Below are 20,659 nucleotides of genomic sequence, written 5' to 3'. Positions count from 1 at the left end.
AAAAGGAGCCGCTTTATTATGAGAGAACCATTTAAATATGTGGACGGTATACTGTATTTACAAGCGTGGAAAGAACTTGGAAACATTACTGCTGGATTTACGACAAAAGATGGTGGGATAAGTACGGGCTCCTTTCATGCGATGAATTTAGGATTACATGTGAATGATATCGTGGAGAACGTTCATGAAAACAGACGCATTTTAGCAAATAAGTTACAAAAACCATTAGAAAACTGGATTTGCTCTGAACAAGTTCATGCTCATCATGTTGAAAAAGTAGGGCAACAGGAAAAAGGAAGTGGCGTCTATTCATATGAGGACGGCATTTCAAAAACAGATGGCATTTATACGAGTAATGAAGATGTTCTGTTAACGTCTTGTTACGCGGATTGTGTTCCGCTCTATTTTTATGCACCATCACATGGTATGATAGGACTTGCGCATGCTGGATGGAAAGGCACTGTACAAGAGATTGCAAAGGAAATGATTCAAAAGTGGAATGCAGAAGGTATTTCAAGTGATGAAATTCATGTTGCAATTGGGCCGTCGATCGGATCTTGTTGTTATGTTGTGGATGATCGTGTATTAACAGCAGCACAGGAAGTAGTTAGCGGTGCTGTTCCTCATCAAAAAATTTCTGACGGGCAGTACGCAATTAATTTAAAAGAAATTAATCGTATATTATGTGTACAAGCAGGCATAAAAGAAGAGCATATTGTAATGTCATCTCTTTGTACAAGCTGTGAAGAGCAACTATTTTTCTCTCATCGTCGTGATCAAGGTAAGACAGGAAGAATGTTGAGTTTCATAGGTTTTAAGGAGGAAGGAAGCAAGTGACAGTACAAGAAAATTTAGTGATTGTAAACGAAGCTATTAAAGAATCTTGCGCTCGAGCTGGACGTTCGTTGCAAGATATTAAACTTGTTGCAGTGACAAAAACTGTAGGGATTGAAAAAACAAACGAAGTAATTGAAGCTGGAATTATCGATTTAGGTGAAAATAGAAATGAAGGTTTCTTACAGAAATACGAGCATTTCGGTTCAAAAGTTAATTGGCACTTTATTGGCTCATTACAAACGAGAAAAGTAAAAGAAATCATTAATGAAATTGATTATTTACATTCGTTAGATCGTCTTTCCCTGGCGAAAGAAATTCAGAAACGTGCTGATAAGAAAGTGAAATGCTTTATTCAAGTGAAAACCTCATCTGAAGAATCGAAGCAAGGATTGGCAATAGAAGAGGTTGTTTCTTTTATTCAAAGTTTGCAAGAATTCGATAAAATTGAAGTGGTTGGACTAATGACGATGGCTCCATTTACAGAAGAAGAGGAAGAAATCAGACGCTGTTTTAAGGAATTACGTATGCTACAAACAGAGGTGCAGGAGCTAGAGTTATTACATGCGCCATGTAAAGAATTATCAATGGGAATGTCCAACGATTACACGATTGCAATTGAAGAAGGGGCTACATATATTCGTTTGGGAACGATTTTAGTAGGAAAAGCGTAAAAGGAAGGAGAATCTTATTATGAGTTGGTCAAAAGTAAAATACTTCTTTTTTGATACACCGGAAGAAAAAGAAGCAGCTCAATATGGTTATGAAAAGGAGCAAACAGACATGAAAAAGCAGCAAGATCCACCAGAACAACAAGATGTTACGTTTCCGAAAGCGCAACCGAAGCAAAATGTTGTGAGTATTGAAACAGCAAAACAATCTTCAAAAGTTGTTTTATTAGAACCACGCACATATTCGGAAGCGCAAGGGATTGCGGACCACCTAAAAGGTAGACGAGCTGTTGTAATTAATTTGCAGAGAATGTCTACTGATCAAGCGGTACGTATCGTTGACTTTTTAAGTGGTACTGTATACGCTATAGGCGGGGACATTCAAAAAATAGGACCGAAAACATTTATGTGTACACCTGAAAATGTTGATATTGTTGGTGCAATTTCAGAGTTATTCGGTGAAGAAGAAGAAACAAATATAAAGAGGTGGTAATACGCCATGACAACAGTTTTAATGGTGTTAAGTTCTGCTATCGAGATTTACTCGTGGGCACTGATTATTTACATTCTCCTATCATGGTTTCCTGGTGCAAAGGAATCATCTTTTGGAGAGTTCTTGGCGCGAATTTGTGAACCGTATTTAGAACCATTCCGCAGATTTATTCCGCCGCTGGGTATGATTGATATTTCTCCACTCGTTGCGATTTTTGCGTTAAAACTTGCTAAAAGTGGTTTGTTCAGCTTGTTCGGCTATTTCTTATAGTAAGAGGTTAAATACATGAGCATTTACGAACATTTTAGGCCTGATGAAGAGGTCTTTGTAGATAAAGTGCTAGAGTGGAAGCGAACGGCGGAGTACCATCAAGTGAAATTAACAGATTTCCTTGATCCAAGACAGCAACAAATTGTTTCTATGGTAATTGGACAAGGAGATGTTGCTGTGCAATTTGGTGGTGCAACGCCTAATGCAGAGCGTAAAAGAGCACTCATTTATCCAGACTATCTAGAATTAAATGAAGAAGAATTTCAAGTAGAAGTATTAGAAATTGACTATCCTTCCAAGTTTTATACGCTAGAACATAGGCAAATATTAGGTACATTTATGTCTCTTGGTTTAACGAGAGAAAAATGTGGTGATATTTTGCTGCAAGAAAATCGTGCCCAAATTGTAGTTGCGAAAGAAATCGTATCGTACATTGAGATGAACTTACAAGCAATAGGAAAAGTAAAAGTCTCCTTATCAGCAGTACAAGGAGAACAAATTCTACAGATACATGAAACGTGGGGGGAGAAATCTGGAACGGTTTCTTCACTTCGTTTAGATGTTATGTTAGCTGAAATGTTACATTTATCTAGACAGAAAGTACAACCTTTCATTAAAAATGGTTTAGTAAAAGTTAATTGGAAAATAGTGGAACAAACTTCTTATGAATGTTATCCAGGAGACGTTTTCTCTGTTAGAGGATATGGCCGAAGTAAATTATTTTCTGTAGAAGGTAGAACAAAACGCGACAAATGGAGAATTTTGTATGGTATACTAAAATGATTGGTTTTTTAGAAGGAAATCCTCCTATTTTGTCGAAGAAAAGATATAATTGAAAGAGGAAATTTAGATAACTACTTGGAGGTGGCGTTGTGCCGTTAACACCATTAGATATTCATAACAAAGAATTTGGTCGCGGATTCCGTGGCTATGATGAAGATCAAGTAAATGAGTTTCTTGATCAAATTATCAAAGATTATGAATTGGTCATTCGTGAGAAAAAAGCTTTAGAAGAAAAAGTTGCGCAGTTAGAAGGGAAGTTAGATCATTTCTCTAATATTGAAGATACGTTAAACAAATCTATCGTTGTTGCGCAAGAAGCAGCGGAAGAAGTAAAACGTAATGCGCAAAAAGAAGCGAAATTAATTGTGCGTGAAGCTGAAAAGAATGCTGATCGTATTATTAACGAAGCATTAGTAAAATCAAGAAAAGTTGCTTTTGATATTGAAGAGTTAAAGAAACAAGCGAAAGTATTCCGAACTCGTTTCCGTATGTTATTAGAAACACAGCTTGAAATGTTAAACAACGATGATTGGGATAAACTAATTGAGTTAGAAGACGAAGTAGATGAACTGTTGAAAAAAGAAGAAACAGTGTAAGCTTGACGTTTTTCTCATTATTACATATAATTTTAAACAACATATTTATTAAGAAAAACGAAGATAGGGATAAGTACCTTTTCAAACCTTATATAGCGAACTGAGGACGGTGTAAGCTCAGGATAAGGAGATAGTGGGAATATCACCCTGGAGTTCCGCGCTGAACAAATAGAGTAAGCGTAGGCGTGTATTCGCGTTAAGAATATAAGAGGATTCTATACATATGTATATGATCTACTAGGGTGGTACCGCGGGAGACTTTCTCGTCCCTTTTTGGGATGAGAAAGTCTCTTTTTTATTCCGTTTTTTAAGTATTTCTTATATACATGTAAGGAGGAATTGAGCATGGAGTACAAAAATACATTACTGATGCCGAAAACAGAGTTCCCAATGCGTGGGAACTTACCAAAACGTGAGCCTGCAATGCAAGAAAAATGGGCTGAAATGAATATTTACGAAAAAGTACAAGAACATACAAAAGGTCGTCCTTTATTTGTATTGCATGATGGACCTCCATATGCGAATGGTGACATTCATATGGGACATGCATTAAATAAAGTATTAAAAGACTTTATTGTTCGTTATAAATCAATGACTGGTTTTAGTGCGCCATATGTTCCAGGATGGGATACGCACGGTTTACCAATTGAACAAGCTTTAACAAATAAAGGTGTAAAGCGTAAAGAAATGACAGTTGCTGAGTTCCGTAAGTTATGTGCAGAGTATGCATATGAACAAGTAGAACGTCAACGTGAACAATTTAAGCGTCTAGGTGTACGTGCAGATTGGGATAATCCATATATTACTTTAGAGCCCGCTTATGAAGCACAACAAATTAAAGTGTTTGGTGACATGGCGAAAAAAGGTTATATCTATAAAGGTCAAAAACCAGTTTACTGGTCTCCAACGAGTGAATCTGCTTTAGCAGAAGCTGAAATTGAATATCAAGATAAAAAATCAGCATCTATTTACGTAGCATTCCCTGTAAAAGATGGAAAGAACGTATTAGAAGGTGATGAAAAGTACATCATTTGGACAACAACACCTTGGACATTACCTGCAAACTTAGGTATTTCTGTTCACCCAGAGCTTGAATATAGCATTGTAAAAGTAAATGATGAGAAATATATCATTGCTTCTGAGCTGTTTGAGACAGTTGCAAAAACGTTAGAGTGGGAAAATGCTGAAGTTGTGAAAACAGTAAAAGGTAGCGAACTGGAGTACACAGTTGCAAAACATCCATTCTACGATCGTGATTCATTAGTAATGCTAGGAGATCACGTAACAACAGATGCAGGTACAGGTTGTGTTCATACAGCACCAGGACACGGGGAAGATGACTTCGTTGTTGGTAAAAAGTATGGATTAGAAGTACTTTGCCCAGTTGATGATAAAGGTGTATTAACAAATGAAGCACCTGGATTTGAAGGCTTATTCTATGATAAAGCTAACAAGCCAATTACAGAAAAATTAGAAGAAGTAGGCGCGTTACTGAAACTAACATTCATTACGCATTCATACCCACATGATTGGAGAACGAAAAAACCAATTATTTTCCGTGCGACAGCACAGTGGTTTGCATCTATTGAAGCATTCCGTAAAGAATTAATAGAAGCTGTAGCGGAAACAAAATGGGTACCAGCATGGGGAGAAACTCGTCTTCATAATATGGTTCGTGACCGTGGTGACTGGTGTATTTCTCGTCAGCGTGCATGGGGTGTGCCAATTCCGGTATTCTATGCTGAGAATGGCGATCCAATTATTACAGATGAAACAATTAACCATGTAGCAGATTTATTCCGTGAACACGGTTCTAACGTATGGTTTGAGCGTGAAGCGAAAGATCTATTACCAGAAGGATTTACACATCCAGGTAGCCCAAATGGCGAATTCCGTAAAGAAACAGACATCATGGATGTATGGTTCGATTCAGGTTCTTCTCACCAAGCTGTATTAGAAGAGCGCGAAGATTTACAGCGTCCAGCTGATTTATATTTAGAAGGATCTGACCAGTATCGTGGTTGGTTTAACTCTTCATTATCAACAGCAGTTGCTGTAACAGGTAAAGCTCCATATAAAGGCGTACTAAGCCACGGTTTCGTACTAGATGGTGAAGGACGTAAAATGAGTAAGTCGATTGGAAACATCGTCGTACCGAAGAAAATCATGGATCAATTAGGCGGAGACATCTTACGCTTATGGGTATCTTCTGTTGACTATCAATCTGACGTACGTATTTCAGATGATATTTTAAAACAAGTAGCAGAAGTGTATCGTAAAATCCGTAACACATTCCGTTTCTTATTAGGAAACTTAGACGACTTTAAGCCAAGTGAAAATGCAGTAGCTGTAGCTGAGCTTCGTGAAGTAGATCGTTACATGTTAGTGAAATTAAATGACTTAATTACAAAAGTTAAAGAAGCATATGAGACATACGATTTCGCTGCTGTGTATCATGCAATTCATAACTTCTGTACAATTGATTTAAGTTCATTCTACTTAGATTTTGCAAAAGATATTTTATACATTGAAGGTGCAAACCACGAAGATCGTCGTGCAATTCAAACTGTATTATATGATGTTCTTGTTGCGTTAACGAAACTTGTAACACCAATCTTACCGCATACAGCTGATGAAGTATGGCCATACATTCCAGGCGTAACAGAAGAAAGTGTACAATTAACTGATATGCCAGAAGCTGTACAATTAGATGACGCGGAAGCATTAAAAACAAAATGGGATGCATTTATGACATTACGTGATGACGTGTTAAAAGCACTAGAAGTAGCTCGTAATGAAAAAGTAATCGGTAAGTCATTAAATGCAAGCATTACGCTATATCCAACTGCAGAAATGAAAGCTATGTTAGAGTCTATTAGCGAAGACTTAAAGCAATTATTCATCGTTTCTGAGTATAAACTTGGTGGTATGATGGAAGAAGCGCCAGCAGATGCACCGAAGTATGAACATACAGCGGTTGTTGTTGCTCAAGCAACTGGTGAAACATGTGAACGTTGTTGGGTAGTTTCAGAAACAATTGGTAAAGATGCTGAACATGAAACATTATGTGAGCGTTGTGCAACAGTTGTGAAAGAAAACTATGTAAAATAATAAAAAACTGACTGCTATTTATGCAGTCAGTTTTTTATTTTGATGATATATCAAAATAACTTTCAGGCTCTTTCCTGTGAAGGAAAAATGTGTGTGAGGTAAGCAAATAAATTTCGGACACACTAACTGTACATTACAGCTAGGAGGAATGTACACGTGAATGAAATCTACATGGAAATAAAAGAAGAATTGCAATTGATGAGAAAAGAGTTGCAAGAGAGACTAGCTAAAGAAGTAATGCACAAATATGATGTCGAGTTCAGCCAAGAGCTTGGATATGAAATTAAGGAAGAGATAAAGAAAAAATTGCTATTACATGATATAAAAGAGGATTTAAAGGATGTAGAACGTGCATTATTTAAAATGGAAATAGACATGTACGGTATTTGTGAAGAGACCGGGAGATTAATTTCGACAAAGCAAATGAAAACAATGCCGACTGCCCGAACAATTCATGAATTTTTCTATGAAAAGGTAAATGTATGAATACGCACAACGATATTATATTACCTTTTTTTAATTTATTTTATTCTTCTATAAAGGTTCATTGTGAAAAGGTAGCAGCTATGCTAAAATTTTGAGGTACACTGTCTTTGTGGGGGAAATGAAAATGATATATTATGTAATAGCGTTATTTGTCATTGCTATCGATCAAATATCGAAGTGGTTAATTGTAAAGAACATGGAATTGGGTACGAGTATTCCAATTATCGACAATGTATTATACATAACATCACATCGAAATAGAGGCGCTGCCTGGGGTATTTTAGAAAATAAAATGTGGTTCTTCTACATTATTACAGTTGTTTTTGTAGTGTTTATCGTATTTTATATGAAAAAGTATGCGAAAACAGACAAGCTTCTAGGTATTTCGTTAGGCCTAATTTTAGGCGGGGCAATTGGTAACTTTATTGATCGTGTATTTAGACAAGAAGTAGTGGATTTCATTCACGTGTATATTTTCTCGTACAACTATCCAGTATTCAATATAGCTGATTCAGCGTTATGTATTGGTGTTGTATTAATTATTATTCAAACATTATTAGAAGGCAAGAAAGCGAAGGAGTAATTGAATGAGTGAAGTAGTACAAGTAACAGTTGTAGAAGAGCAAAAAAATGAGCGAATTGATAAATTCGTTGCAGGAATAAATAACGAATGGTCACGTTCACAAGTACAGCAATGGATTAAAGATGATGTTGTGACAGTAAACGGGAAAGCAGTAAAAGTGAATTATAAAGTAAAAGAAGAAGATGAAATTACAGTAACGATTCCTGATCCAGAAGCGTTAGATATTCAACCAGAAGATATGAATTTAGAAATTTATTATGAAGATGCAGATGTGCTTGTTGTAAATAAACCACGTGGTATGGTTGTACATCCAGCGCCAGGACATACAAGTGGTACGCTTGTAAACGGCCTTATGCACCATTGTACAGATTTATCAGGTATCAACGGTGTAATGCGTCCAGGTATTGTGCATCGTATTGATAAAGATACATCTGGATTATTAATGGTTGCTAAGAATGATATGGCGCATGAATCACTTGTAAATCAACTTGTAGCAAAAACAGTAACAAGACGTTACAAAGCAATTGTGCACGGTGTTATCCCGCATGATAAGGGGACTATCGATGCACCAATTGGTCGTGATAAGAAAGAGCGTCAAAGTATGACAGTTGATGAAAATGGTAAAAACGCTGTTACTCACTTCCAAGTGTTAGAACGCTTTAAAGACTTTACACTTGTAGAATGTCGCTTAGAAACGGGACGTACGCACCAAATTCGTGTTCATATGAAATATATTGGCTATCCACTTGCAGGAGATCCGAAGTATGGTCCCAAGAAAACGTTAGATATGAATGGACAAGCACTTCATGCAGGTATTTTAGGCTTTGATCATCCTCGTACTGGTGAATATATTCAGTTTGAGGCACCGATTCCAGAAGTATTTGAAGAAGCATTAAATATTTTACGGAAATAGTATTGACAAATCACAAGAAAACTGAGATACTGACAACAGTTAAATAATGATCCTTTAACACAGCCCCGTGAGGTTGAGAAGGTAACGGTTTGAAATACTGAGGGTATGCTGTACCCTTTTTTCAAAAGTCCTCTCGCACACGCTGAGAGGACTTTTTTTATACCATTACTCTCACGCAAGAAAAAAAGCTTGGAGGTGTAGAGCATGCAAGAGAAAGCTGTCGTTTTAGATGACCAAATGATTCGCCGTGCTTTAACACGAATTAGTCATGAAATCGTGGAACGAAATAAAGGTGTCGATAATTGTGTTCTTGTCGGAATTAAAACTCGTGGAATTTTTATTGCACAACGTTTGGCAGAACGAATTGGTCAAATTGAAGGAAAAGAAATGGAAGTTGGAGAGTTAGACATTACGTTATATCGTGATGATTTAACACTGCAATCCAAAAATAAAGAACCACTTGTAAAAGGTTCTGATATCCCTGTAGATATTACGAAGAAAAAAGTTATCCTTGTGGATGACGTGTTATATACAGGAAGAACAGTTCGAGCAGCAATGGATGCTCTTATGGATTTAGGTAGACCATCTCAAATCCAACTGGCGGTTCTTGTTGATAGAGGTCATCGTGAACTACCAATTCGCGCTGATTATGTAGGAAAGAACATCCCAACATCAAGTGAAGAGCGTATCGAAGTTGATTTGCAAGAGACAGATCAACAAGATCGAGTAAGCATATACGATAAGTAAAGCCCTTTTAAATGTAGTCCTGTGAGGCTGCCAAAGGGTCTTGGCTTTCATATGTCAAATTTGGCATACGAAAGTGTAGGACTCTTTGTGCACAGGCACAAAGAGTTTTTTTATTGCAAAGATTTAAACTGAAGGAGGATGTAACAATGGAACAAAAGCCAGTGTTAGACGTTAATGAAGTACCGAAACCGGGAAAATGGTTATTTTTGAGTATACAACATTTGTTCGCGATGTTTGGATCAACAGTGCTTGTTCCGTTTTTAACAGGATTGAATCCATCAGTAGCATTAATATCAAGTGGATTAGGAACGTTAGCGTTTCTTCTTATAACGAAAGGTCAAGTACCTGCCTATCTAGGATCATCATTCGCCTTTATCGCACCGATTATAACAGCGAAAACGGCAGGTGGACCGGGAGCAGCAATGCTTGGTGGTTTGCTAGCAGGGCTTGTGTACATCTTAATCTCACTCGGAATTAAGAAATCAGGATCAGAGTGGATTATGAAATTACTTCCGCCAATCGTAGTTGGACCGGTAGTAATGGTAATCGGTTTAGCGTTAGCACATACAGCAGTTAATATGGCGATGAACGGTGCGGATGGCAAATATAGCTTTATACACTTTTCAGTAGCATTAGTAACATTAGCAATTACAATTATATGCTCGATATTCGGAAGAGGATTTTTCAGTATCATACCAGTGTTACTTGGCATTATCGGCGGATATATCTTCGCTTACTTCCAAGGGCTAGTAGACTTAAAGCCGGTAGCTGAGGCAAAATGGTTTGTTGTACCAGATTTCACAGTACCATTTGTCACATACACACCAGAGTTTTCATGGAAGATTGTACTCTTGATGGTACCAGTTGCACTAGTAACAATATCAGAACATATCGGACATCAAATTGTACTTGGAAATGTTATTAAAAGAGATTTAATTGAAAAACCAGGTTTACACCGTTCGATCTTCGGTGACGGAGTAGCAACATTAATCGCATCACTAATCGGCGGGCCACCGAATACAACGTATGGTGAAAACATCGGTGTGCTAGCAATTACGAGAGCATACAGTGTATACTTATTCATCGGTTCAGCAGTATTCGCAATCATGTTCGGATTTATCGGTAAGATTTCTGCGCTGATTCATTCGATCCCAACACCAGTTATGGGTGGGGTATCAATCTTACTATTCGGTGTAATTGCATCAAGCGGATTACGCATGATGGTAGATGATAAAACAGATTTAAGTGACAAACGAAACTTAATGATTGCATCAGTAATACTAGTAATCGGTATTGGTGGAGCGGTACTTCACGTAGGAGAATCGTTCCAAGTAGAAGGAATGGCACTAGCAGCAATTGTAGGTGTACTGTTAAATCTACTACTACCGGAAACGAAACAAATAAAACAACCTAAGCAGATTGCTTCATAATAATAACCTTTTAATTCAGTCCTGTGAGACAGAAAAGGGTGGCTTCTTCCTTGCACCCTAGTCTTACATGACTAGGGTATTTTTATACAAATGTTGTTATAAAAATACAAAAGTGGTAACATAAAAATCAGAAAGATGAGGGATGACGATGAGCCATTTGTTAACGATGAGTGAATTATCGGAAGTAGAAATTTCAGAAATCCTAAAAGACGCAGAAGATTTCGCGAATGGAAAAGAGAGCAAAACGACAGAGCAAACTTTTGTTGCGAACTTGTTCTTTGAGAATAGTACGAGAACGAGATTTAGCTTTGAAGTTGCTGAGAAGAGATTAGGACTAGATGTTTTAAACTTTTCAGCGGATGCATCTAGCGTACAAAAAGGAGAAACTCTATACGATACGATAAGAACACTAGAATCAATCGGAACAAAAGCGGTGATCGTCCGCCATGAGCAAGATCGCTACTTCGATGAACTAAAAGATCAGGTAAATATCCCAATCTTAAACGCTGGAGATGGATGTGGAAACCACCCAACGCAGTGCCTACTCGATCTTCTTACAATTAAACAAGAGTTTGGAAGATTTGAAGGATTAAAGATTGCGATAGTAGGAGATGTTCGTCATAGCCGAGTAGCACGTTCTAATGCAGAAGCATTAACGAAACTGGGTGCAACAATTTACTTTGCAAGTCCAGAAGAGTGGAAAGATGAAGACAGCACATTTGGAACATACAAACCATTGGATGAACTTGTTCCAGAAGTGGATGTAATGATGTTACTTCGTGTACAACATGAGCGTCATGATCATTATGAAACAGACATTATGAAAGAGTATCATGAGAGACACGGATTAACAGTGGAAAGAGAAAAGCGTATGAAAGAAGGAAGCATTATTATGCATCCAGCTCCTGTAAACCGTGATGTTGAAGTTGCAAGTGAACTTGTTGAGTGTGAGCGTTCACGCATATTTAAACAAATGGAAAATGGAGTTTACGTAAGAATGGCTGTACTAAAACGCGCCTTACCAAATGTATTAGGAGGAATGAAACATGAATTACTTGTTTAAAAATGGTCGTTATATGAATGAAGAAGGAAAAATCGTAGCAACAGATCTTCTCGTACAAGACGGTAAAATCGCTAAGGTAGCAGAAAATATTACGGCAGATAATGCTGAAGTAATCGAAGTGAACGGAAATTTAATCGCACCTGGATTAGTAGATGTACACGTACATCTTCGTGAACCAGGTGGTGAACATAAAGAAACAATTGAAACAGGTACACTAGCAGCGGCAAAAGGTGGATTCACTACAATTTGCTCAATGCCAAATACACGCCCAGTACCAGATTGCAGAGAACATATGGAAGACCTGCAAAAACGTATTAAAGAAAAAGCGCATGTCAACGTACTACCATACGGAGCAATTACAGTACGTCAAGCTGGTTCTGAAATGACAGATTTCGAAACATTAAAAGAACTTGGAGCATTTGCTTTCACAGATGACGGCGTAGGCGTACAAGATGCTAGCATGATGTTAGCGGCTATGAAACGTGCAGCGAAATTAAATATGGCAGTAGTTGCGCACTGTGAAGAGAATACGCTTATTAATAAAGGTTGTGTACATGAAGGGAAGTTTTCTGAGAAACACGGATTAAACGGTATCCCATCAGTATGTGAATCTGTACATATTGCAAGGGATATACTGCTTGCTGAAGCAGCAGATTGTCACTATCACGTATGTCACGTAAGTACAAAAGGTTCTGTACGTGTAATCCGTGATGCGAAACGAGCTGGAATTAAAGTAACAGCAGAAGTAACACCACATCACCTAGTGTTATGTGAAGATGATATCCCATCAGTTGATCCTAACTTTAAAATGAACCCACCGCTTCGTGGAAAAGAAGACCATGCAGCATTAATTGAAGGATTACTAGATGGAACGATCGATATGATCGCAACTGACCATGCACCGCATACAGCGGAAGAGAAAGCACAAGGAATTGAAAGAGCGCCATTCGGAATTACTGGTTTTGAAACAGCATTCCCACTTCTATACACAAACCTTGTGAAAAAAGGAATTATTACATTAGAGCAGTTAATTCAATTCTTAACAGAAAAGCCAGCTGATACATTCGGCTTAGAAGCAGGTCGCCTGAAAGAAGGTAGAACAGCTGATATTACAATCATTGATTTAGAACAAGAAGAAGAGATTGACCCAACAACATTCTTATCAAAAGGAAAAAATACACCATTCGCAGGTTGGAAATGCCAAGGATGGCCGGTAATGACAATCGTTGGTGGTAAGATCGCATGGCAAAAGGAGAGTGCATTAGTATGAAAAGACAACTTATCTTAGAAGATGGAACAGTATTAATTGGAAAAGGTTTCGGAGGCGAAATTGAAAAGTCAGGTGAGGTTGTATTTACAACAGGAATGACTGGATATCAAGAAACATTATCTGATCCATCATATTGCGGTCAAATCGTAACATTCACGTACCCATTAATCGGAAACTACGGCATTAACCGTGACGATTTTGAATCGATTCACCCATCTGTAAATGGCTTAATCGTAAACGAAATTTGTGATCACCCATCAAACTTCCGTAATGAAATTTCGTTAAATGATTACTTAAAAGAAAGAAATATCCCAGGGTTAGCAGGAATTGATACAAGAAAATTAACGAGAAAAATTCGTCAATACGGTACATTACGTGGACGTCTATGTAACATGGATGCAGATGTAGAATACATCGTGAGCCAATTAAAAGCGACAGTATTTACAGATCACGTGAAACGCGTATCAACGAAAGATCCATACCCAAGCCCAGGCCGTGGACACCGAGTTGTACTTGTAGACTTCGGAATGAAACATGGTATTTTACGAGAATTAAACAAACGTGACTGTGATGTAATTGTAGTACCTTACAATACAACAGCAGAAGAAATTTTACGCCTTAGCCCAGATGGAATTATGTTAAGTAACGGACCTGGAGATCCGAAAGATGTACCAGAAGCAATTGAAATGTTAAAAGACATTATCGGTAAAGTTCCTTTATTCGGAATTTGCTTAGGACATCAACTATTCGCTCTAGCATCTGGTGCGAATACAAGTAAGTTAAAATTCGGTCACCGTGGTTTAAACCATCCAGTAAAACATCTTGCAACTGGAAAAGTAGCAATTACATCTCAAAATCATGGTTACGCAGTAGAAGAAGAATCAGTTAAAAATACAGAACTTGAAATTACACATGTCGCTTTAAATGATGGAACAGTAGAAGGTCTTCGTCATACGAAGTTCCCAGCATTTACAGTGCAATACCATCCAGAAGCTTCAGCAGGACCAGAAGATGCAAATGATTTATTCGAAGATTTCTTAGAAATGATTGAAAACTTCAAGAAAGAAGGGGAAGAGTTATGCCAAAACGCCTAGACATTAACACAATTTTAGTAATCGGATCAGGACCAATTGTAATTGGGCAAGCAGCAGAGTTTGACTACTCTGGTACACAAGCTTGTCAATCTCTTAGAGAAGAAGGTTACAAAGTAATCCTTGTTAACTCTAACCCAGCAACAATTATGACAGATACTGCAACAGCAGATAAAGTATATATAGAACCATTAACACTAGAATTCGTAAGCCGTATCATTCGTAAAGAACGTCCAGATGCAATCTTACCAACATTAGGTGGTCAAACAGGTTTAAACATGGCTGTTGAACTTGCGAAATCAGGCATACTTGAAGAGTGTGGAGTTGAAATTTTAGGAACGAAATTATCAGCAATTGAGCAAGCGGAGGATCGTGATTTATTCCGTACATTAATGCAGGAATTAAATGAACCAATTCCATCTAGTACCATCATTCATACGCTAGAAGAAGCACATGAATTTGTAAAAGAAATTGGATATCCAGTTATTGTTCGCCCAGCATTTACAATGGGGGGAACAGGTGGCGGAATCTGTAGTAATGAAGAAGAACTAATTGAAATCGTATCAGGTGGATTAAAACATAGTCCAGTAACACAATGTTTATTAGAAAAGAGCATTGCTGGTTGTAAGGAAATTGAATATGAAGTAATGCGTGATTCAAATGATAACGCGATTGTAGTATGTAATATGGAAAATATCGATCCAGTTGGAGTTCACACAGGTGATTCTATCGTAGTAGCACCGAGCCAAACATTAAGTGACCGTGAATATCAAATGTTACGAAACACTTCATTACGAATTATTCGTGCATTAGGAATTGAAGGTGGATGTAACGTTCAGCTTGCACTTGATCCACATAGCTTCCAATACTATGTAATCGAAGTAAACCCGCGTGTAAGTCGTTCATCTGCACTAGCATCTAAAGCAACTGGATATCCAATTGCGAAGCTAGCGGCAAAAATTGCAGTCGGTCTAACATTAGATGAAATTATAAATCCAGTAACACAAAAAACATACGCTTGCTTCGAGCCAGCATTAGACTATGTCGTTTCAAAAATTCCGCGCTGGCCATTTGATAAGTTTGAATCAGCAAACAGAACACTGGGTACACAAATGAAGGCAACTGGTGAAGTTATGTCAATCGGACGTAACTTAGAGCAATCATTATTAAAAGCGGTTCGTTCTTTAGAACTTGGCGTTTATCACTTAGAGTTAGAGCATTTAAAAGAACTTGATAAAGAAACAATGAAAAAACGCATTATAAAAGCTGATGATGAGCGACTGTTTATTGTAGCAGAAGCAATTCGTCAAGGTGTAACGAAAGAAGAAATCAACGAATGGTGTGAAATGGACTTCTTCTTCTTACAAAAAGTTGAAAACATCGTAAATATGGAACGTGAAGTAAAAGCGAATGTAGGAAATATGGAAGTACTACAAACTGCGAAAGAAATGGGCTTCAGCGATCACTACGTTGCAGCAGCTTGGAATAAAACAGAGCGTGAAATTTACGATATGCGTAAAGAAAGCAATATAACTCCTGTTTATAAAATGGTAGATACTTGTGCGGCAGAGTTTGAATCTGCAACACCATACTACTACAGCACATATGGTGACGAGAATGAATCGGTTAGAACAGATCGTAAGAGTGTAGTAGTTCTAGGATCTGGTCCAATCCGTATCGGTCAAGGTGTTGAGTTTGACTACGCAACTGTTCACTCTGTATGGGCAATTAAAGAAGCTGGATATGAGGCAATCATTGTTAATAACAATCCAGAAACAGTTTCAACAGACTTCAGTATTTCTGACAAATTATACTTTGAACCATTAACAATTGAAGATGTAATGCACATTATCGATTTAGAAAAGCCAGAAGGTGTTATCGTTCAGTTCGGTGGACAAACGGCAATTAACTTAGCGGCGAAATTAGAAGAACACGGTGTGAAAATTTTAGGAACATCACTTGAAGATTTAGACCGCGCAGAAGATCGTGATAAGTTTGAAGCAGCTCTAACACAGCTTGGTATCCCGCAACCAGTTGGTAAAACAGCAACAACTGTAGAACAAGCGGTAGCAATCGCTGAAGAAATTGGTTATCCAGTATTAGTAAGACCGTCTTACGTACTAGGTGGACGTGCGATGGAAATCGTATATCGGCAAGAAGAATTACTGCACTACATGAAAAATGCAGTTAAAGTTCATGCAGAGCATCCGGTATTAATTGACCGTTACATGGTTGGTAAAGAAATTGAAGTAGATGCAATTTCAGACGGTGAGAATGTATTCATTCCAGGTATTATGGAACATATTGAACGCGCTGGAGTTCACTCTGGTGACTCAATTGGAGTATACCCACCACAAAGCTTATCTGAAAAACTAAAAGAACAAATCATTGAACATACAATTGCACTTGGAAAAGGTTTAAACATTGTTGGATTACTAAATATCCAGTTCGTAGTATTCAAAGATCAAGTGTACGTAATTGAAGTAAACCCACGTGCGAGTCGTACAGTACCGTTCTTAAGTAAAATTACGGGCGTACCGATGGCGAATGTTGCAACGAAAGTTATTTTAGGTCAAGACTTAGTAGAGCAAGGATACGGAACTGGTTATCACCCAGAAGAGAAAGAAGTATATGTAAAAGCGCCGGTATTCTCGTTTGCGAAACTACGCTCAGTTGATACAACATTAGGACCTGAAATGAAGTCAACAGGGGAAGTAATGGGTAAAGACTTAACGCTTGAAAAAGCATTATACAAAGGATTAGTTGCTTCTGGAATTAACATCCCAACGCACGGATCAGTAATCATCACAGTAGCGGATAAAGATAAAGAAGAGGCAATGGAAATTGCAAAACGTTTCCACGAAATCGGTTATAACTTATTAGCAACAGCTGGAACAGCACAATCGTTAGCAGAGCAAAATATTCCAGTGCAAGTGGTAAACAAAATTGATTCTGAAGACTATAACTTACTTGATATTATCCGTCAAGGAAAAGCACAGTTTGTAATCAATACATTAACAAAAGGCAAACAACCAGCGCGTGATGGTTTCCGCATTCGCCGTGAATCAGTAGAAAATGGTGTGGCTTGCTTAACATCACTTGATACAACGAGAGCAATCTTACGAGTATTGGAATCTATGACATTCTCAGCTCATTCAATGAAAGAAATTACGCAAACAAAGCGTCACGAGGTGGTACATGCATGATGCAAAAGCAAAATATGATTGTCGTTAACCAAAAAGAAATCGCAAAAAACATTTACGAATTAGTGCTTCAAGGAACGTTAGTACAGCAAATGAACGAACCAGGGCAGTTTGTACACATTAAGGTAGCAGAGGGCATTGCGCCCCTTCTGCGCCGCCCAATTAGTATTTGTAATGTAGATCAAGAGAAGAACGAATTTACAATGCTATATCGTGCCGAAGGACAAGGGACAAAAACATTAGCAACTAGAAAACAAGGTGAAATGATAGATGTACTAGGACCATTAGGACACGGTTTTCCTGTAGAAGAAGCAGAAGCTGGTCAAACAGCTTTACTAGTAGGCGGGGGAATTGGTGTACCACCACTTTATGAATTATCACAGCGCCTCGTTGCAAAGGGTGTACGTGTGATTCACATCTTAGGTTTTCAAACGAAAGATGTTGTTTTCTATGAAGAAAAATTTGCAGAACTTGGTGATACGTACGTTGCGACAGTAGACGGTACACACGGTACAAAAGGATTTGTCACAGATGTAATTGATAATTACGGAATCGAATTTGACATTCTTTATTCATGTGGCCCGTTAGCGATGCTTCGTGCATTAGAAGGACGTTACAAAGAGAAAAAAGCATATATTTCATTAGAAGAGCGTATGGGCTGTGGTATTGGAGCTTGTTTCGCATGTGTATGCCACTTACAAGAAGATCCAAGTGGACATTCTTACAAGAAGGTGTGTAGCGACGGACCAGTATTTCCAATCGGGGAGGTTGTACTATGAACAGATTGCAAGTTGAATTACCAGGATTATCATTAAAAAATCCAATTATACCGGCATCTGGATGCTTTGGATTTGGTCGTGAATATGCACAGTTTTACGATTTAAGTGTACTAGGATCAATCATGATTAAAGCGACGACAGAACAACCACGTTATGGAAATCCAACGCCTCGTGTTGCTGAAACACCAGGCGGCATGTTAAATGCAATCGGACTTCAAAACCCGGGATTAGACAAAGTAATGAATTCGGAATTACCATGGTTAGAACAATTTGACCTTCCAATTATTGCGAACGTTGCAGGCTCACAGGCTGAGGATTACGTAGCGGTTGCGAAGGAAATTTCTAAAGCGCCTAATGTCCATGCACTAGAATTAAATATTTCTTGTCCAAACGTAAAAACAGGTGGTATCGCCTTTGGTACAAATCCTGAAATTGCTGCTGATTTAACGAAGCGAGTAAAAGAGGTTTCTGAAGTACCTGTATACGTGAAATTGTCACCGAACGTGGCAAACATAGTGGAAATTGCAAAAGCGATTGAAAATGCAGGTGCAGATGGTTTAACGATGATTAATACATTGCTTGGTATGCGTCTAGATTTAAAAACAGCTAAACCAATTTTAGCAAACCGTACAGGCGGATTATCAGGTCCTGCGATTAAGCCAGTAGCAATTCGCATGGTACATGAAGTAAGCCAAGCGGTTAACATTCCAATTATCGGAATGGGCGGTATTGAAACAGCGGAAGATGTAATTGAATTCTTCTACGCTGGCGCAAGCGCAGTTGCAGTAGGTACAGCGAACTTTATCGATCCGTTCGTATGTCCGACAATTATTGAAGAGTTACCAGCATTACTAGATGAATTAGGATTTGATCATATTTCGGAATGTCAAGGAAGGAGCTGGAAGCAAACATGTCACAGTCGTTAATCGTTGCACTAGATTTTCCAGGGAAACAAGAAGTAGAACAATTCTTACACCACTTTGAAGGGGAAGAGTTATTTGTCAAAGTAGGTATGGAGTTATTTTACAAAGAAGGCCCTGCAATTATTACGTACTTAAAAGAAAAAGGACATAAGATTTTCCTAGATTTAAAACTTCATGATATTCCGAATACAGTAAAAAGCGCTATGCGTAGCCTAGCTAGTCTAGATGTTGATATGGTAAATGTTCATGCTGCTGGGGGAAGTAGCATGATGAAAGCTGCGATTGAGGGATTAGAGGAAGGTAAGCAAGAAGGAAAAGAGAGACCGATTTGTATTGCAGTTACACAACTAACAAGCACTTCGGAAGCTATGATGAAAAAAGAGATTGGCATTGAGAAAACGTTAGAAGAAGCGGTTGCTCATTATGCAAAATTAACGAAAGACAGTGGACTTGATGGCGTTGTTTGTTCAACACTTGAAGTTCCAAAATTACGTGAAGTATGCGGAAATGAATTTGTAACAGTAACACCGGGGATTCGTCTTGCAAGTGATGATGTTAATGACCAAGTGCGCGTAGCAACACCGAAACGTGCAAGGGAACTTGGCTCAAGCTACATCGTAGTTGGACGCAGTATTACGAAAGCAGAAAATCCGCTTGAAGCGTATAAAACAGTAAAACAACAGTGGGAAGGTGTAACAGTATGAAAAAAGAAATCGCATCGCATTTATTAGAAATTGGAGCAGTATTTTTACAACCGAATGATCCATTCACTTGGTCTTCAGGTATGAAATCACCAATTTATTGTGATAACCGTTTAACTTTATCTTATCCAAAAGTACGTCAAGCGATTGCAGCTGGATTAGAAGAGTTAATTAAAGAGCACTTCTCAACTGTAGAAGTTATTGCAGGAACAGCAACTGCTGGTATTGCGCACGCTGCATGGGTAAGCGGTCGTATGGATTTACCAATGTGCTACGTACGTAGTAAAGCAAAAGGTCACGGTAAAGGGAACCAAATTGAAGGAAAAGCTGAAAAAGGTCAAAAAGTAGTAGTAGTAGAAGACTTAATTTCAACTGGTGGTAGTGCAATTACGTGTGTAGAAGCACTTCGCGAAGCTGGCTGTGAAGTATTAGGAATCGTATCAATCTTCACATACGAGCTAGAGTCAGGAAAAGAAAAATTAGAAGCAGCTAACGTAGCATCATATTCTTTAAGTGATTACAGTGCATTAACTGAAGTTGCAGCAGAAAAAGGTATGATCGGACAAGCTGAAACGAAAAAATTACAAGAGTGGCGTAAAAATCCAGCTGACGAAGCTTGGATCACAGCGTAACATAAAAAAAGACGACTGCGGGGGAACGCAGTCGTCTTTTTTATCATTGTTAAAAATTCAAGTAAAGTCCTATCGATATC

The 20,659-nt window shown here is 38.1% G+C and carries 20 protein-coding genes and 1 other annotated feature; all 20 genes read left to right on the top strand.

Annotated elements, in window-relative coordinates:
* Nucleotides 1–18: 18 nt before the first annotated feature.
* Nucleotides 19–837 (top strand): peptidoglycan editing factor PgeF, encoded by an 819-nt coding sequence (gene pgeF, locus MR167_RS16035; RefSeq protein ID WP_001209008.1) that lies wholly within the window; start codon nucleotides 19–21, stop codon nucleotides 835–837.
* Complete coding sequence (locus tag MR167_RS16030) at nucleotides 834–1,508, top strand: YggS family pyridoxal phosphate-dependent enzyme (RefSeq protein ID WP_000218005.1); 675 nt, start codon at nucleotides 834–836, stop codon at nucleotides 1,506–1,508. Before pgeF ends, MR167_RS16030 begins: the two co-directional genes overlap by 4 nt.
* Nucleotides 1,509–1,527: 19 nt before the next feature.
* Complete coding sequence (locus tag MR167_RS16025; RefSeq protein WP_000119129.1) at nucleotides 1,528–1,998, top strand: cell division protein SepF; 471 nt, start codon at nucleotides 1,528–1,530, stop codon at nucleotides 1,996–1,998.
* A gap of 6 nt (nucleotides 1,999–2,004) precedes the next feature.
* Nucleotides 2,005–2,268, top strand: coding sequence for a YggT family protein (locus tag MR167_RS16020; RefSeq protein ID WP_000214323.1), 264 nt, complete (start codon nucleotides 2,005–2,007; stop codon nucleotides 2,266–2,268).
* 15 nt (nucleotides 2,269–2,283) lie between these two features.
* Nucleotides 2,284–3,051 carry a YlmH family RNA-binding protein gene (locus MR167_RS16015; RefSeq protein ID WP_000029712.1) on the top strand — a complete coding sequence of 256 codons (768 nt, stop codon included), beginning with the start codon at nucleotides 2,284–2,286 and terminating at the stop codon, nucleotides 3,049–3,051.
* An 89-nt stretch (nucleotides 3,052–3,140) separates the two neighbouring features.
* Nucleotides 3,141–3,647 (top strand): septum site-determining protein DivIVA, encoded by a 507-nt coding sequence (gene divIVA, locus MR167_RS16010; RefSeq protein ID WP_001131611.1) that lies wholly within the window; start codon nucleotides 3,141–3,143, stop codon nucleotides 3,645–3,647.
* A gap of 51 nt (nucleotides 3,648–3,698) precedes the next feature.
* Nucleotides 3,699–3,921: a binding site (T-box leader), on the top strand.
* 71 nt (nucleotides 3,922–3,992) lie between these two features.
* Entirely contained in the window at nucleotides 3,993–6,758 is a 2,766-nt protein-coding gene (ileS2, locus tag MR167_RS16005) for an isoleucine--tRNA ligase (RefSeq protein WP_000455953.1), read from the top strand.
* 156 nt (nucleotides 6,759–6,914) lie between these two features.
* On the top strand, nucleotides 6,915–7,244 hold the full coding sequence (locus MR167_RS16000) for a TraR/DksA C4-type zinc finger protein (protein WP_001002956.1): 330 nt from the start codon (nucleotides 6,915–6,917) through the stop codon (nucleotides 7,242–7,244).
* A 124-nt stretch (nucleotides 7,245–7,368) separates the two neighbouring features.
* Nucleotides 7,369–7,827, top strand: a complete 459-nt coding sequence (gene lspA, locus MR167_RS15995) for a lipoprotein signal peptidase LspA (protein ID WP_000642180.1) — start codon at nucleotides 7,369–7,371, stop codon at nucleotides 7,825–7,827.
* Between the two features lie 4 nt (nucleotides 7,828–7,831).
* Complete coding sequence (locus tag MR167_RS15990) at nucleotides 7,832–8,740, top strand: RluA family pseudouridine synthase (protein WP_000005854.1); 909 nt, start codon at nucleotides 7,832–7,834, stop codon at nucleotides 8,738–8,740.
* Between the two features lie 204 nt (nucleotides 8,741–8,944).
* A complete protein-coding gene (gene pyrR, locus MR167_RS15985) occupies nucleotides 8,945–9,487 on the top strand; it encodes a bifunctional pyrimidine operon transcriptional regulator/uracil phosphoribosyltransferase (RefSeq protein WP_001156491.1) in 543 nt (180 codons plus the stop codon).
* 146 nt (nucleotides 9,488–9,633) lie between these two features.
* Entirely contained in the window at nucleotides 9,634–10,917 is a 1,284-nt protein-coding gene (gene uraA, locus MR167_RS15980; protein ID WP_000435925.1) for a uracil permease, read from the top strand.
* A 148-nt stretch (nucleotides 10,918–11,065) separates the two neighbouring features.
* Complete coding sequence (gene pyrB / locus MR167_RS15975) at nucleotides 11,066–11,980, top strand: aspartate carbamoyltransferase (protein ID WP_000018846.1); 915 nt, start codon at nucleotides 11,066–11,068, stop codon at nucleotides 11,978–11,980.
* Entirely contained in the window at nucleotides 11,964–13,250 is a 1,287-nt protein-coding gene (pyrC, locus tag MR167_RS15970; protein WP_001108387.1) for a dihydroorotase, read from the top strand. Before pyrB ends, pyrC begins: the two co-directional genes overlap by 17 nt.
* Nucleotides 13,247–14,344, top strand: a complete 1,098-nt coding sequence (locus MR167_RS15965; RefSeq protein ID WP_000828669.1) for a carbamoyl phosphate synthase small subunit — start codon at nucleotides 13,247–13,249, stop codon at nucleotides 14,342–14,344. Before pyrC ends, MR167_RS15965 begins: the two co-directional genes overlap by 4 nt.
* On the top strand, nucleotides 14,329–17,547 hold the full coding sequence (gene carB, locus MR167_RS15960; RefSeq protein WP_001126139.1) for a carbamoyl-phosphate synthase large subunit: 3,219 nt from the start codon (nucleotides 14,329–14,331) through the stop codon (nucleotides 17,545–17,547). Before MR167_RS15965 ends, carB begins: the two co-directional genes overlap by 16 nt.
* Entirely contained in the window at nucleotides 17,544–18,323 is a 780-nt protein-coding gene (gene pyrK / locus MR167_RS15955) for a dihydroorotate oxidase B electron transfer subunit (protein ID WP_000983355.1), read from the top strand. The genes carB and pyrK overlap by 4 nt, the downstream gene beginning before the upstream one ends.
* The gene (gene pyrD / locus MR167_RS15950) at nucleotides 18,320–19,249 is read left to right on the top strand and encodes a dihydroorotate oxidase B catalytic subunit (protein ID WP_001081049.1); all 930 of its coding nucleotides are present in this window, start codon (nucleotides 18,320–18,322) and stop codon (nucleotides 19,247–19,249) included. Before pyrK ends, pyrD begins: the two co-directional genes overlap by 4 nt.
* Nucleotides 19,234–19,950, top strand: coding sequence for an orotidine-5'-phosphate decarboxylase (pyrF, locus tag MR167_RS15945; protein ID WP_000083509.1), 717 nt, complete (start codon nucleotides 19,234–19,236; stop codon nucleotides 19,948–19,950). Before pyrD ends, pyrF begins: the two co-directional genes overlap by 16 nt.
* The gene (pyrE, locus tag MR167_RS15940; protein ID WP_242314978.1) at nucleotides 19,947–20,579 is read left to right on the top strand and encodes an orotate phosphoribosyltransferase; all 633 of its coding nucleotides are present in this window, start codon (nucleotides 19,947–19,949) and stop codon (nucleotides 20,577–20,579) included. Before pyrF ends, pyrE begins: the two co-directional genes overlap by 4 nt.
* The last annotated feature ends 80 nt before the right edge of the window (nucleotides 20,580–20,659 follow it).

It is taken from the genome of Bacillus cereus group sp. BfR-BA-01355, assembly GCF_022663675.1.
GTDB lineage: Bacteria > Bacillota > Bacilli > Bacillales > Bacillaceae_G > Bacillus_A > Bacillus_A thuringiensis_S.
The sequence above is the reverse complement of the archived record's forward strand: the minus strand, read 5'-3'. Positions and strand labels throughout refer to the sequence as shown.